Annotated in this window: 12 protein-coding genes; 4 read left to right on the top strand and 8 right to left on the bottom strand. The window is 72.6% G+C overall.

The window, feature by feature from the left end; all coding sequences use genetic code 11:
* Nucleotides 1-12 precede the first annotated feature (12 nt).
* Both BJ999_RS40955 and BJ999_RS40950 read right to left on the bottom strand, forming a co-directional pair.
* Nucleotides 13-570: a carboxymuconolactone decarboxylase family protein gene (locus tag BJ999_RS40955; protein ID WP_179838201.1), complete on the bottom strand. Its 558-nt coding sequence runs from the start codon at nucleotides 568-570 to the stop codon at nucleotides 13-15.
* Complete coding sequence (locus BJ999_RS40950) at nucleotides 567-1,448, bottom strand: SDR family NAD(P)-dependent oxidoreductase (RefSeq protein WP_179838200.1); 882 nt, start codon at nucleotides 1,446-1,448, stop codon at nucleotides 567-569. The genes BJ999_RS40955 and BJ999_RS40950 overlap by 4 nt, the downstream gene beginning before the upstream one ends.
* 163 nt (nucleotides 1,449-1,611) lie before the next feature.
* Between BJ999_RS40950 and BJ999_RS40945 the strand changes: the two genes are divergently transcribed.
* The gene (locus BJ999_RS40945; protein ID WP_179838199.1) at nucleotides 1,612-3,048 is read left to right on the top strand and encodes a sigma-70 family RNA polymerase sigma factor; all 1,437 of its coding nucleotides are present in this window, start codon (nucleotides 1,612-1,614) and stop codon (nucleotides 3,046-3,048) included.
* A 37-nt stretch (nucleotides 3,049-3,085) separates the two neighbouring features.
* Here BJ999_RS40945 and BJ999_RS40940 read toward each other — a convergent pair whose 3' ends face one another.
* Nucleotides 3,086-4,351, bottom strand: a complete 1,266-nt coding sequence (locus BJ999_RS40940; protein ID WP_179838198.1) for a PucR family transcriptional regulator — start codon at nucleotides 4,349-4,351, stop codon at nucleotides 3,086-3,088.
* Between the two features lie 119 nt (nucleotides 4,352-4,470).
* Between BJ999_RS40940 and nth the strand changes: the two genes are divergently transcribed.
* The 3 genes from nth (at nucleotide 4,471) to BJ999_RS40925 (ending at nucleotide 7,366) form a co-directional block, all read left to right on the top strand.
* The gene (gene nth / locus BJ999_RS40935; protein WP_179838197.1) at nucleotides 4,471-5,211 is read left to right on the top strand and encodes an endonuclease III; all 741 of its coding nucleotides are present in this window, start codon (nucleotides 4,471-4,473) and stop codon (nucleotides 5,209-5,211) included.
* Nucleotides 5,212-5,266: 55 nt separating this feature from the next.
* A complete protein-coding gene (locus tag BJ999_RS40930; RefSeq protein WP_179838196.1) occupies nucleotides 5,267-5,953 on the top strand; it encodes an NUDIX hydrolase in 687 nt (228 codons plus the stop codon).
* A 216-nt stretch (nucleotides 5,954-6,169) separates the two neighbouring features.
* Nucleotides 6,170-7,366, top strand: coding sequence for a MarP family serine protease (locus BJ999_RS40925; RefSeq protein WP_179838195.1), 1,197 nt, complete (start codon nucleotides 6,170-6,172; stop codon nucleotides 7,364-7,366).
* A gap of 34 nt (nucleotides 7,367-7,400) precedes the next feature.
* On the opposite strand, the gene BJ999_RS40920 is transcribed toward BJ999_RS40925, so the two are convergent.
* From BJ999_RS40920 to acs, 5 genes are all read right to left on the bottom strand, one after another.
* Nucleotides 7,401-7,757, bottom strand: a complete 357-nt coding sequence (locus tag BJ999_RS40920; protein WP_308427191.1) for a DUF309 domain-containing protein — start codon at nucleotides 7,755-7,757, stop codon at nucleotides 7,401-7,403.
* A 115-nt stretch (nucleotides 7,758-7,872) separates the two neighbouring features.
* The gene (locus BJ999_RS40915) at nucleotides 7,873-8,796 is read right to left on the bottom strand and encodes an alpha/beta fold hydrolase (protein WP_179838193.1); all 924 of its coding nucleotides are present in this window, start codon (nucleotides 8,794-8,796) and stop codon (nucleotides 7,873-7,875) included.
* 8 nt (nucleotides 8,797-8,804) lie between these two features.
* A complete protein-coding gene (locus tag BJ999_RS40910; protein ID WP_179838192.1) occupies nucleotides 8,805-9,236 on the bottom strand; it encodes a phage holin family protein in 432 nt (143 codons plus the stop codon).
* 13 nt (nucleotides 9,237-9,249) lie between these two features.
* Complete coding sequence (gene nhaA / locus BJ999_RS40905; RefSeq protein ID WP_179838191.1) at nucleotides 9,250-10,473, bottom strand: Na+/H+ antiporter NhaA; 1,224 nt, start codon at nucleotides 10,471-10,473, stop codon at nucleotides 9,250-9,252.
* A gap of 234 nt (nucleotides 10,474-10,707) precedes the next feature.
* The gene (gene acs, locus BJ999_RS40900; protein ID WP_179838190.1) at nucleotides 10,708-12,672 is read right to left on the bottom strand and encodes an acetate--CoA ligase; all 1,965 of its coding nucleotides are present in this window, start codon (nucleotides 12,670-12,672) and stop codon (nucleotides 10,708-10,710) included.
* Nucleotides 12,673-12,799 lie beyond the last annotated feature (127 nt).

The raw sequence follows: 12,799 nt of genomic DNA, 5'->3' as shown, positions 1-12,799 counted from the left end.
CGGACGTGCCGGTCAGCGGCCTCCGGCGGGGCGGCGGGGCCGGTCGGGCTGGACGCGCAGCGTCGTGATCACGGTCGCGAGCATCTCGTAGTGGGCGGCGAGCATGGTCAGCTCGACGCACTCGCCCTCGGTGAGGTGGGTGCGCAGCCGCGTCCAGGTCTCGTCGTCCAGGTCCTGCTCGGCGTGGAGGCGGTCGGCGGCGGTGAGGATCGCGCGCTCGCGCGGCGTCCACCCGCCGGCGTCCGGACCGGCCTTGAGGCGTTCCACGTCCGGCTCGCGCACGCCCGCGCGGCGCGCGAGCCGGACGTGGTGGCCGAACTCGTAGTGGCAGTCGCGCAGGTGCGCGACGCGAAGGATCACCAGTTCGGTGTCCCGGCGCGGCAGGGTGCCGCCGGGCATGAGCCGCCCGGCGAACCACAGCCAGCCGCGGAACAGCCCGCGGCGGCGCGCCAGGGTCAGGAACAGGTTCGGCGGCCCGGTTCCGGCGGCGCGGCCCGCGGCGCGGCAGGCGAGCCAGTTGACCACTCCCACCTCGCGGATGCCGCCGGGAGTGGCACGGGGCGCCGTCACCGCTCGGGATCCGGCTGCGGCGTGGTCAGCTCGACCCGCTCGTTCCTGGCGATCTCCAGGATGTCGCGCAGCCCGCGCTGGACGAGGTGGTCGGCGACCGGCTGCACGGCCATCCGGACCGGCAGGACGCCGCCCACCCACCAGGGGGCGACGATCCGCCTGGACCGGCGGGCGATCCCGCGCTCCAGCGCGTCGATCCCCAGCTTCAGCGGCGCGACGCCGAAGGCCAGGCCGCTCCGGGGCGACGCGTCCATCAGGGCGGACGCGGCCTCGGTGCCGAACCCGCGGCGCGTCATGTCGGTGTCGAGCTCGGCGAAGTACGCGACACCGGCCTTCGCGCCCCACGGGCGCAGTTCGGCCCGCAGCGTGTTGCCCAGCGCCTCCACCGCGGCCTTGGACGCGCTGTAGGCGCCCAGCAGGGGCGCGTTGACGGCCGCGGCCAGGGACGACACGGCCAGCGCGTAGCCGCGTTCATGGCTGAGGTGGGGCCCGGCCGCGCGCAGCGTGTTGTAGACGCCCAGCACGTTGACCCGCAGGCTCTGCTCCATGACGGACGGGTCGCCGCCGATGACCGGCATCTGCGCGGCCACGCCCGCGTTGGCGACGACCACGTCCAGGCCGCCCAGTTCCCGGACGGCGCCGTCGACGACGTCCTCGACCGTGCCGCGGTCGGTCACGTCGCACGTCCACCAGGGCGCCGTCCCGCACCCGGCGGCGACGTCCGAGAGGAGGTCGGGCTCCAGCCCGGCGACCGCCACGCGCGCGCCGCGTTCGTGCAGCCGGGCGGCGAGCGCCGCGCCGATCCCCCGCGCGGCGCCGGTGATCAGCACGCGCCGTCCGGCGAGGGTCGCCGTCCAGCGGGACGAGTCCAGGATCATGCGGTGACCCTAACACTGGGGAACAGGGTTGTCTTTTTAAGATTGTTCACAAATCCACGTAATACGGGCGCGAGTCGGGTGTCTACTCCTGCGGTGAGCAAGCGACCTCCGAAGGTTGTGGTGAGATGCGTGCCTTGGGTTGGATGGCGTGGTGGTAGCGGGCGTGGGAACGCGGCCGGACGCCGACCTTCTGGCGGCCGCCGGGGAGGGCGACGAAGAGGCCTCGGACGAGCTGTTCCGGCGGCACCACACGGCGGTCCTGCGGTACGCGCGCGGGCTGGTCCGCGACCAGCACCTCGCCGAGGACCTGACGAGCGAGGCGTTCACCCGCACGTTCGCGGCGATGCGCCAGGGCGGCGGGCCCCGGGACGCCTGCAGGCCCTACCTCTACACCGTCGTGCGGAACACGGCCACCGACTGGGCGCGCGGCGCCCGTCGCACCGTCGTGACCGACGAGGTCGCCGAGTGGGCGTCGGACTCCGAGGAGGAGCCACCGGACGTCGACGAACTGGACGCGCTCGTCCGCGCCTTCCGGTCGCTGCCCGAACGGTGGCAGACCGTCCTCTGGTACACGGTCATCGAGGACGAGCCCGTCGGGCAGGTCGCGGAGCTGCTCGGCATGGAGAAGGGCGCCGTCTCCCAGCTCGCGTTCCGGGCGCGCGAAGGGCTCCGGCAGGCGTTCCTCGTCGCCGGCTCCGGGGGACGTCCCGAATGCGCGGAGTTCACCGCCCAGCTCGCCGCGAGCGTCCGCCGTCCCGGACGCCGGCGCAGCCGCGCCCTGCGCCAGCACCTGGAGTCCTGCGAGGAGTGCCGGCGGGCCTCCAAGGAGATGGCCGACATCAACGGGCGGCTGCGGCGGGCCCTGCCCGTCGGCGCCGTCCTGCTGGGGGCGCCGTCGGCGTCCCTCGGCCCTCTCGGGCCCCTCGCCCCCGCGGCGTCCCTGCCCGGCTGGACCCTTCCGGCCGCGGTGGCCGGCGGCGTCGCCACCGGCATCGCGATCATCCTGTTCACCACGGTCGGCGGCGGTCCGGGGGAGGACCCGCGCGCCGCACCGCCGCCCACGACGCCCACTCCGGCCGGCTCGGCACCGGAGGACGTCGCCCGGCCCGACTACACCGTCGGCACCCGGTCACCCGGTAGCGGCGCCCGGGTCCCCGGAGGTGGTGGCGACGGCGCGGCATCGTCCGGTGCGGGCCCCTTCCGCGTGCGGAGCACGACGCTGCAATCGTGCCTGGCGCCCAGCGGGACGTCCGTCGTGCAGCGCTCCTGCACCGACCCGGCGACCGGGTGGAAGCGCAGGAACACCGCCGGCGGCTTCACGCTGACGAGCAGTTCCACCGCCCGATGCCTGAGCCGCGGGACGCCCGCCGCGGGCGTCCCGTGGGAGGGCGGAAGCGAGTACTCGGTGGTCATGGCCGCCTGCGGCGGCTCGAACCAGGTCTGGAGGCTGGTGCGGGTAGCGCCGTCGGTCTACCGGCTCGCCAACGGCGACGGCTACTACCTCCAGGCGAGCTGGTCGGGTCTGAAGCCGGTGACGCTGAAACCGTCCTCCTACGCGGGCATGGCCGCCCAGGGCTGGGCCGTCGAGGCCACCGGCTGACCCCCCGGCTGACCGCACAGGCTGACCCTGTCGGCGGTCAGCCGTAGCTCAGGCGGTCGCGCGTACCGGCGGACTCGGGGGCGGGCTCGGCGTTGAGGGCGAGCCACGCGCGCAGGGCCATGTGCAGCTCCAGCCGGTCCGACGTCGCGTGCACGGCGTCCCCGAACAGATCGTCGAGCTGCCGCAGCCGGTACCGGACGGTCTGCGGGTGCAGGTGCAGGTGACCGGACACCTCCGTGGCGTTGAACCCGTGCTCCAGGCAGGCCAGCAGCGTCTCGGCGAGCCGGTAGCGCTGCGCCGGACGCGCGCCGAGCAGCGGCGCGAGCCTGCGGGCGATCACCTTCTCCACCAGCGCCCGCTCCCGCATCATCACCAGGATCGGCATGTGCCGCTCGGCCGGGATGGGCGTCGCGCCGCCGATCAGGCCCTGGCAGGCCAGGGCCAGGGTCTCGCGCGCCAGCCGCAGGGACGACCCGACCTCGCCGATCCCGCCCGCCGGGCCGATCGCGGCCGTCCAGCCGTGCAGCTGCCGCTCCAGCATCCGGGCGCGGCCGGGGCCCTCCGGATCCGGGACGATCAGGCAGGGCTCCCCCAGGTGCAGGCCCATCAGGACGTCCGGCGGCAGCGCCGGGTGCCGCGCGTCGGAGCCGTGCTCGCGGAGGGCGACGGCCGCTAACGCGCGAGGCAGCGGCCAGTCCGCCTCGCGGGCGGCCCCCTTCAGGTCCGCCGTGGAAGCGCCGTTCAGCAGCAGGTCGAGCAGGTGCCGCCGGTGGTCCTGGAGGGCGCCCGCGGCCCGCGCGGCGGCGTCCGCGTGGCCCTCGGCGACGATCGCCGCCAGCTGGTTCAGGTAGTCGAGTGCGGCGTTGGCGATGGCCGCGATGATCGCCGGGCTCGTCCGGCAGCCCATCCGCTCGGCGCGGTCGGTGAGCCGCTCGACGGCCAGGCCCGTCCCGATCCGCGTCGCCGCCTGCCAGGAGTCCAGCGTCCGTCCCTCGCTGGCCTCGCCGACCCCGATCTGCCGCCAGAACTCCACGACGTCCGCCGACGGGGCGGCCGGGTCGGCCATCAGCTCCAGGAAGTGCCCGATGGCGCACTCCACGCCCAGCTGCATCGCCTTGGCGTAGCGGGGATCGTGCGGCCGGACGAACTCCGGCAGCCGCCTCTGGATCAGGCGCACCGCCTCCGCGGCGATGCCCGGAACGTGCTCGCGAAGATCACCCGCGATCCGGGCGGCGCCCTCGAACGACAGGTCGAGCTCGATCCGCCGCACCGGAAGGCGGACCACCTGGCTGAGGTCGGACATGAGATCTCCTTCGGGGACGTCGTGCCCGGAGAGACGGCCCGCCCCCGCACCGATTACGCGGGTCGGCGCGACTTTCTCGTTCGGCCGGAACGAGGCCGCGAGGCTCTAGGCTGGCCGGTATGGCGACGGAGTCGACCCCGAAGGCGCGGGCTCGTAAGTGGAAGGACGAGACGCGGCTGGGGCTGGTGCGGCGGGCGCGCCGGATCAACCGGATCCTGGCCGAGACCTACCCCGACGCGCACTGCGAGCTGAACTTCGGCACCCCGTTCCAGCTCCTGGTCGCGACCGTGCTGTCGGCGCAGACCACCGACATGCGGGTCAACCTGACCACGCCCGCGCTGTTCGCCAAGTACCCCACCCCTGAGGACCTGGCCGCCGCCGACCCCGAGGACGTCGAGGCGATCCTGAAGCCCACCGGGTTCTTCCGCGCCAAGACCAAGTCGGTCATGGGCCTGTCGGCCGCGCTGCGCGACCAGTTCGACGGCGAGGTCCCCGGCCGCCTCGAAGACCTCGTCAAGCTGCCCGGCGTCGGGCGCAAGACGGCCAACGTCGTCCTGGGCAACGCGTTCGACGTCCCCGGCATCACCGTCGACACCCACTTCGGCCGCCTGGCCCGGCGCTTCGGCTGGACGGCCGAAGACGACCCCGTGAAGGTGGAAGAGGAGATCGGCGCCCTCATCCCGCGCAAGGACTGGACGATGCTGTCCCACAGGCTGATCTGGCACGGCCGCCGGATCTGCCACGCGCGCCGTCCCGCCTGCGGGGCGTGCCCGCTGGCGCGGCTGTGCCCGTCCTTCGGCGAGGGGCCGGTCGACGAGGAGACGGCGCGCAAGCTCGTCAAGCCCGGACCGTTCTCGTGAGCGGTGCCCCCGACCGCCCGGGAAGGAACGGGGCCGTTCCGGAGTTGGGACCGACGTGACCGACGCCGCCCCCGACTGCCCCGCCTGGCTCGACCGCTTCCGCTCCGAGGCGCCGAGGCTGCCCGTGCCGCCCGTGTTCCGGCCCGCTCCCGCCGCCCGCGCCGCCGCCGTCCTGATCCTGTTCGGCGAGGGACCGGTCGGCCCGGACGTCCTGCTCACCGAGCGCGCCGCCACCCTCAACAAGCACGCCGGGCAGCCCGCCTTCCCCGGCGGTCGCATCGACCCGACCGACGACGGCCCGGTCGCGGCGGCGCTGCGCGAGGCGTGGGAGGAGACCGGCGTCGAGCCCTCCGGCGTGGACGTGCTGTGCACGCTCCCAGAGCTGTACCTGTCGCACAGCGAGCACCGGGTCACGCCCGTCGCCGGCTGGTGGCGCGAGCCGTCGGAGGTCGCGCCCGGCCACCCCGGGGAGGTCGCGACGGTCGCGCGGGTCCCGATCAGCGAGCTGGTCGACCCTGCGAACCGGATGATGGTGAGGCACCCGTCCGGGATCAGGGTCGGCCCCGCGTTCCACGTCCGGGACATGCTCGTGTGGGGGTTCACGGCGGCGCTGCTGACCCAGGTGCTGGGCGCGGGCGGCTGGGACCGGCCGTGGGACACCTCCCGCGTCGAGGACCTGCCCGAGGACGTCGTGAGCCTCGCCGCGCGCGACCGAGGGGTGAACGTCGCCGCACGCGACTGAGCGGATGAACCTCGCCGCACGCGGCTGAGGCGTCTCGTCGTTTCCCACGAAATCGCCCGCCGGCCCGGCGGCCGTTCGTGCGCAGGTCAGGCGGGAGTTCGCGGTGGGTACGGCCGTCGTCACGGTCACGAGTCACCCCCGGCGGCTATCCGGCACGCCTCAAACTGGTCCATCGAGGGGACGTGAAGCGGCGGCGCGGACCTATACGGTGAAGCGGTGCTGCACGACCACATTCTCGACCTGATCCTGCTCGTGCTCGTCGTGCTGTTCGGAGTCTCGGGCTACCGGCAGGGCTTCATCGTGAGCCTGCTGAGCTTCGTCGGCTTCGTCGGCGGCGGCGTCATCGGGGTCCTGATCGCGCCGCCGATCGCCGAGGCCGCGGTGGACGGCGCCGCGCAGCAGGCGCTGCTCGCCATCGTGGTCGCGTTCCTGTCCGCCACCCTCGGGCAGCTCGTCGCCTCGTCCGTCGGCGCCGTCCTGCGCAACCGGGTGACCGGGATGAACGCCCGCACCGCCGACGCGGTCGGCGGCACGTTCGTCAGCGCGCTGTCGCTGCTGGTCGTCGCCTGGTTCTTCGGCAGCCTGGTCGCCAACTCCGAGTTCAAGCCCGTCCGTACGCAGGTCAAGGGCTCCTCGATCATCAACGGCATCAACGACGTGATGCCGCCGCAGGCGCAGACGTGGTTCGCCTCGTTCCAGGGGTTCGTCAAGAGCAGCGAGTTCCCGCAGGTCTTCAACGGCCTCGGCGGCGAGTCGGTGGTGCAGGTGCCGCCGCCCGACGAGTCCGTCCTGAACACCCGGGGCCTGAAGGCGGCCAAGAACAGCATCGTGAAGGTGGTCAGCACGGCGCCGCAGTGCCAGCGCCGCATCGAGGGCACCGGGTTCGTGTTCGCGCCGCAGCACATCATGACCAACGCGCACGTCGTCGCGGGCGCGCGCGGCTCCTCGGTGGTGGCGACGATCAACGGCGACACCAACCGCGGGCGGGTCGTGCTGTACGACCCGAAGCGCGACATCGCCGTCCTGTACGTGCCGGGGCTGAAGGCGCCGGCGCTGGAGTTCGCCAAGGAGGCCCGCGTCCGCGACAACGCGATCATCGCCGGGTTCCCGAAGAACCAGCCGTTCACGCCCGGGGCGGCCCGGATCCGCGCCCGGCAGACGGCGCGCGGGCCCGACATCTACCACTCCGGCCAGGTCAGCCGCGAGATCTACGCCATCCGCGGCAAGGTCGAGCCCGGCAATTCCGGCGGGCCGCTGCTGTCCACCGACGGCCGCGTCTACGGCGTCATCTTCGCCGCCGCCCTGGACACGCCGTCCACCGGCTACGCGCTCACCGCCGAAGAGGTCACGCCCGACGCGCGCGCGGGCGCCAACGCCACGAAGCCGGTCTCGACGCAGAGCTGCTCGGACTAGCGGGGGCTGCTCGGACTAGCGGGGGCTGCTCCGGCTAATCCGTGCTGAGGCGGAGTGTGATGGGGCCGTCATGAGGCTCTCGGGTCAGATCCCGTGCCTGCCGCACGATCCCTCGGACGTCGATGCCGTACGGAGGAGCCTCCTGGTACGGGACGATCCGGTCGGCGGCGCGGCTGAGGAGGGACTCGGCACCGCGTGCGTTTCCACGGCGGAGATGGGTTATCCCTACGGCGACCTGAGCGAGGCCCCGCCAGAGCTCCCGTTCGGACTCGGGGGCAGCCTTCCAGACCGCTTCCAGCACCTCATGAGCGTGGAACGGGCGGTCGGCGTCGAGAAGGCGCTGCGCCTCGACCAGGGCTTCGGCCGGTGGCATGTCGAGGTCGTCCGGCATCGTGGGTATGCCGGTCGCGCCGTGCGGCAGCGGACGTCCGTAAGCGTCCCGTGGGCGTGCGTTGCGTGGGCGTCCCGACTCGTCCCGATCCCGCATGCCTCCACGGTACGCGGGTTCAGCGTTCCGGCCCCGGGTCGGTCAGCCAGTCGAGGAGTTGGGCGTCGAACTCCTGCGGACGCTCCTGGTGGGGGAAATGCCCTGCGCCCTCTATGAGCGTCCAACGGTACGGGGCCTTCACGTAGCGTCCGGAGCCCTGCGCGCTGGCCGGGAGGGTGCACGTGTCGAGCGCGCCATGCACTTGGAGCGTTGCGGCATGGATGGGTGTGCGCATGCGGTGCGCGTAGCGGATGCCGTCCGGGCGGGCCTGGGAGCGGATGAGCCAGCGGTGGTACTCCAGCGCGCTGTGGGCGACCCCAGGGATCTGCACGGCCTTCCGTACGAGCCGCTCGGTGCGCTCGTCCGGCCAGTCCGGTCCCGACCAGTCGTGCAGGAGCTTCCCGACCAGGGCCGCGTCGTCGCGGACCAGGCGCTTTTCGGGCCACAGCGGCACCTGGAAGCCGAACGTGTGGCGCGCCGCCCAGCCCTGCCCGCGCGGGTCGCCGGCGACGGCCTGCCGCAGCCGCAGCGGATGCGGGGCGCCCACCACCGCCAGCCGCTGGACGATCTTCGGGTGGTAGACGGCCATCGTCCAGGCGAGCAGTCCGCCCCAGTCGTGCCCGACGACGGTCGCGTTCGCCTCGCCCAGCGCGCGGACGAGCCCGGCGGCGTCACCGGCCAGCGTGACCAGGTCGTATCCGCGCGGCGGCTTGTCGCTGCCGCCGTAGCCGCGCAGGTCGACGGCCGCCGCCCGGTAGCCCGCGGCGGGCAGCGAGACGAGCTGGTGGTGCCACGACCACCAGAACTCGGGGAAACCGTGCAACAGGAGGACGAGCGGCCCCTGGCCGGCCTCGGCGACGTGGAAGCGGGTCCCGCCGGCGCTGATCTGCCGGTGCGTCCACGGCCCGTCGACCTCGATCAGCGACGCCTCGTGCCCGGGCACGGCGCCGGTCAGCCCGTCAGCTCGGGATTGCCGGAGTCGCCGCGGTGGCGCAGGGCGGCGAGGTCGTCCTTGAGCGTCTTGCGGGTCCGCTTGGCCCCTTCGATCTTGCGGATGCGGAAGTACCCGATGGCGAGCAGGACCAGGGCGAGGAGCAGGTACACCCCGGCCACGATGAGGAACGCCGCCCAGTGCCAGATGCCGGCGGCCACGAGCCCGTAGGCGAACGCGATCGACAGCAGGATGACGATCAGCCCGCCGATCAGCGCGGCGATCGTGAACATCACGCTGCCCAGCGCGGCCTTCTTGGCGTCGGCCTTCAGTTCCAGCTTGGCCAGGTCCATCTCGGCCCTGATCAGGTCGGAGACGCTGCTCGACGCCAGGGCGACCAGCTCGCCGAGGGACTTGTCCTCGACGCGCTCGCCCGGTAGTGCCTCGGACATATGGCTTTTCTCCTTAGTCCGGGCGCGTGCGCAGACGCACCCTTCTCCGGAAGACGACGGCCGCGGCCGCCGAGGCGAGAACGCTCGCGATCAGGACCGCAGTCGTCACTCTCTCGAATTGTGACGGGTCGGTATAGGCCAAACCGCCGATCAGCAGCGAAACGGTGAAACCCACCCCGGCCAGAAGCGCGACTCCCGCGATCTCGTGCCAGTGCAGGTCCTCCCCGAGGGTCGCAAGGCCGAGCCGCACGGCCGTCCACGCCCCGCCGAGGACCCCCACGAACTTACCGACCAGGAGTCCGGCGATCACGCCGAGGGCCACCCGGTCGGTGAACACCGCGCCCAGCTGCGCCGCGCCGAGGCCCACGCCGGCCGACACGAAGGCGAACACCGGCACGGCCACGCCCGCCGAGAACGGCCGCAGCGCGTGGTCGGCGCGCTCGGCGTTCGTCGGCCGCCCGTCCGGTGTCTCCTTCGGGCTGGTGAGCATCCCCAGCGCGACGCCCGCGACGGTCGCGTGGATCCCGCTCCGCTGGAGGAAGTACCAGGCGAGGACGGCGACAGGCACGTACACCCACGGCGATCGGACGCCCCGGTGCTGAAGCCGCCCGTACACCCCGATCAGCGCCGCGCTGAGGAACAGCGGCGTCCAGTGCAGGGTGTCGGTGTAGAAGAGCGCGATGATGGTGATGGCTATCAGGTCGTCCACCACTGCCAGCGTCAGCAGGAACGCCCGCAGGGACGCCGGGCATGAGGTGAACGTCACGGCGAGCACCGCCAGCGCGAACGCGATGTCCGTCGCCGTCGGCACCGCCCACCCGCTGGACGCGCCCGGCGCGCCCGCGCTCACCGCCAGGAAGATCAGCGCCGGTACCGCCACCCCGGCCGCCGCCGCGATGACCGGCAGCGCCGCGTCCCGCGGATTGCGCAGCTCGCCGTGCGTCAGTTCCTCGCGCAGCTCCAGCCCGGCGATGAAGAAGAAGACCGCCAGCAGCCCGCTGGACGCCCAGTGCTGCACGTCCATATGGCCGAGATGCAGCCAGTGCGGATCGATCTCGAACGTCTGAAGGCTCTTGTAGGCGCCGTCCCACGGCGTGTTGGCCCACACCAGCGCCGCGACCGCCGCGAGCAGCATCACCACGCCGCCGATCGTCTCGGTGCGGAGCGCACTCGCGACCTGGATGCTGTAGCGGACGGTCGGACGGAAAGGCCACGTTGCTGCAACGCGGCGTTTCACGGGCGGGCGCGCCATAGAGAGAACCCCTGGGAAAGCGGCGGACGGCTGGACAAAGCCACGGCCCGCACGAGCACTACGGGACGTGCCTGCCGACCAGACTTCCCGGCGCACCTGGGGACATTTTACCTGGCCCGCTCATAGGAGAGCCCAATGCCCCCGGCTCGGCGCCGAAACGGCCCGCGCCCGGGTGTGCCGGGCGAGGGCCGTTTGCGGAGCCGGCGTGTGCCGCGAGGGTCAGTCGTCCGACTTGGCGCTGGGCAGCTTCTCGGAGATGAGGTCCATCACCGTGCTGTCCGCGAGCGTCGTGACGTCGCCGATGCTGCGGTTCTCCGCGACGTCCCGCAGCAGCCGCCGCATGATCTTGCCGGAGCGGGTCTTCGGCAGCTCGGGAACGATCATGATCTGGCGGGGCTTGGCGATCGGGCCGAGGGTCTTGGCGACGTGCTCGCGCAGCTCCCGGAGGAAGTCCTCGCCCTCGACGTCGCCGGCGTCGCCGCGCGGGATCACGAACGCGACGATGGCCTGCCCGGTGACCGGGTCCGTCGCGCCCACCACCGCCGACTCGGCGACCTTCGGGTGCGACACCAGCGCCGACTCCACCTCCGTCGTGGAGATGTTGTGCCCGGACACGAGCATGACGTCGTCCACGCGGCCGAGCAGCCACATGTCGCCGTCCGCGTCCTTCTTGGCGCCGTCACCGGCGAAGTACAGGCCCTCGAAACGCGACCAGTACGTCTTGACGTACCGCTCGTCGTCGCCCCAGATCGTGCGGAGCATGCTCGGCCACGGCTCCCGGACCACCATGAATCCGCCGCCGCCGTCCGGCACCGAGCGGCCCTGGTCGTCCACGACGTCCGCGGCGATGCCGGGGAGCGGGCGCATCGCCGCGCCCGGCTTGCCCTCGGTGATCCCCGGCAGCGGGCTGATCATGATGGCGCCGGTCTCGGTCTGCCACCACGTGTCGACCACCGGGGTCCGGTCGGCGCCGATGTTCCTGCGGTACCAGACGTAGGCCTCAGGGTTGATCGGCTCGCCGACCGACCCCAGCACGCGCAGGGACGACAGGTCGTACCGGGCCGGGATGTCGTCGCCCCACTTCATGAACGTGCGGATCGCCGTGGGCGCGGTGTAGAAGATGGACACCTTGTACTTCTGGATGACGTCCCACCAGCGGCCCTTGTCGGGGGTGTCGGGCGTCCCCTCGTAGATGACGCTGGTCGAGCCGTTGGCGAGCGGCCCGTACACGATGTAGGAGTGGCCCGTCACCCACCCGATGTCGGCCGAGCACCAGTAGACGTCCGTCTCCGGCTTCAGGTCGAACACCGCCCAGTGCGTGTACGCGCACTGGGTCAGGTAGCCGCCGCTGGTGTGCAGGATGCCCTTCGGCTTGCCCGTCGTCCCCGACGTGTACAGGATGTACAGCGGGTGCTCGGAGTCCATGGGCTCGGCGGTGTGCTCGTCGCTCTGCCGCTCGACGACGTCGTGCCACCACAGGTCGCGCTCGTTCTCGGCCACCTGCTCGCCGGTGCGGCGCACGACGAGCACGTGCTCGATCGTCGGTGCCTGCGCGACGGCCTCGTCCACGATGCCCTTGAGGTCGGACGGCTTGCCGCGGCGGAAGCCGCCGTCCGCGGTGATGACCAGCTTGGCCTGCGCGTCGTCGATGCGCGTCCGGAGGGCCTCCGCGGAGAAGCCGCCGAAAACCACCGAGTGGGTCGCGCCGATGCGGGCGCACGCCAGCATCGAGATCGGCAGCTCCGGGATCATCGGCAGGTAGATCGCGACCCGGTCGCCCTTGCGGACGCCCAGTTCGAGCAGGGCGTTGGCGGCCCTGTTCACCTCGCCCTGGAGGTCGGCATAGGTGAGGGTGCGGGAGTCACCCGGTTCCCCCTCCCAGTGGAACGCCACCTTCTCGCCGCGTCCGGCCTCCACGTGCCGGTCGACGCAGTTGTAGGCGACGTTCAGCTCGCCGCCCACGAACCACTTCGCGAACGGCGGGTTGCTCCAGTCCAGGACGTCGTCCCAGCGCTTCGTCCAGGCGAGCCGGTCCGCCTGCTCCGCCCAGAAGCCCAAGCGGTCCTCGGCGGCGCGCTCGTAGGCGTCGGCCTTGACGTTCGCCGAGGCGGCGAGGTCCGCGGGCGGGGGGAAACGGCGCGTCTCCTGCAGAAGGTTCGACAGTGTTTCTTGGCTCTGGCTCAACGCGAACTCCTTGCTAGCTCAAGCGGGGGTCGCCCGGTATCCCCACTTCACCAGGTAGGTCCCGGTCCCCACAAGGCCGCGATCCCGGGTGTCGGGGGGACGGGCGCGATCGGCGCATTCGGCTCCC

This window comes from Actinomadura citrea (assembly GCF_013409045.1).
GTDB classification, from domain to species: domain Bacteria; phylum Actinomycetota; class Actinomycetes; order Streptosporangiales; family Streptosporangiaceae; genus Spirillospora; species Spirillospora citrea.
Note: the sequence above shows the minus strand (reverse complement) of the source record. Positions and strands in the feature narration are given on the sequence as shown.

What these genes read in the sequence shown, in the direction of transcription:
- nth (WP_179838197.1), top strand. Translation starts at nt 4,471, where the DNA reads ATGGCGACGGAGTCGACCCCGAAGGCGCGGGCTCGTAAGTGGAAGGAC.
- BJ999_RS40920 (WP_308427191.1), bottom strand. Translation starts at nt 7,757, where the DNA reads ATGCCGGACGACCTCGACATGCCACCGGCCGAAGCCCTGGTCGAGGCG.
- BJ999_RS40940 (WP_179838198.1), bottom strand. Translation starts at nt 4,351, where the DNA reads ATGTCCGACCTCAGCCAGGTGGTCCGCCTTCCGGTGCGGCGGATCGAG.
- BJ999_RS40910 (WP_179838192.1), bottom strand. Translation starts at nt 9,236, where the DNA reads ATGTCCGAGGCACTACCGGGCGAGCGCGTCGAGGACAAGTCCCTCGGC.
- BJ999_RS40950 (WP_179838200.1), bottom strand. Translation starts at nt 1,448, where the DNA reads ATGATCCTGGACTCGTCCCGCTGGACGGCGACCCTCGCCGGACGGCGC.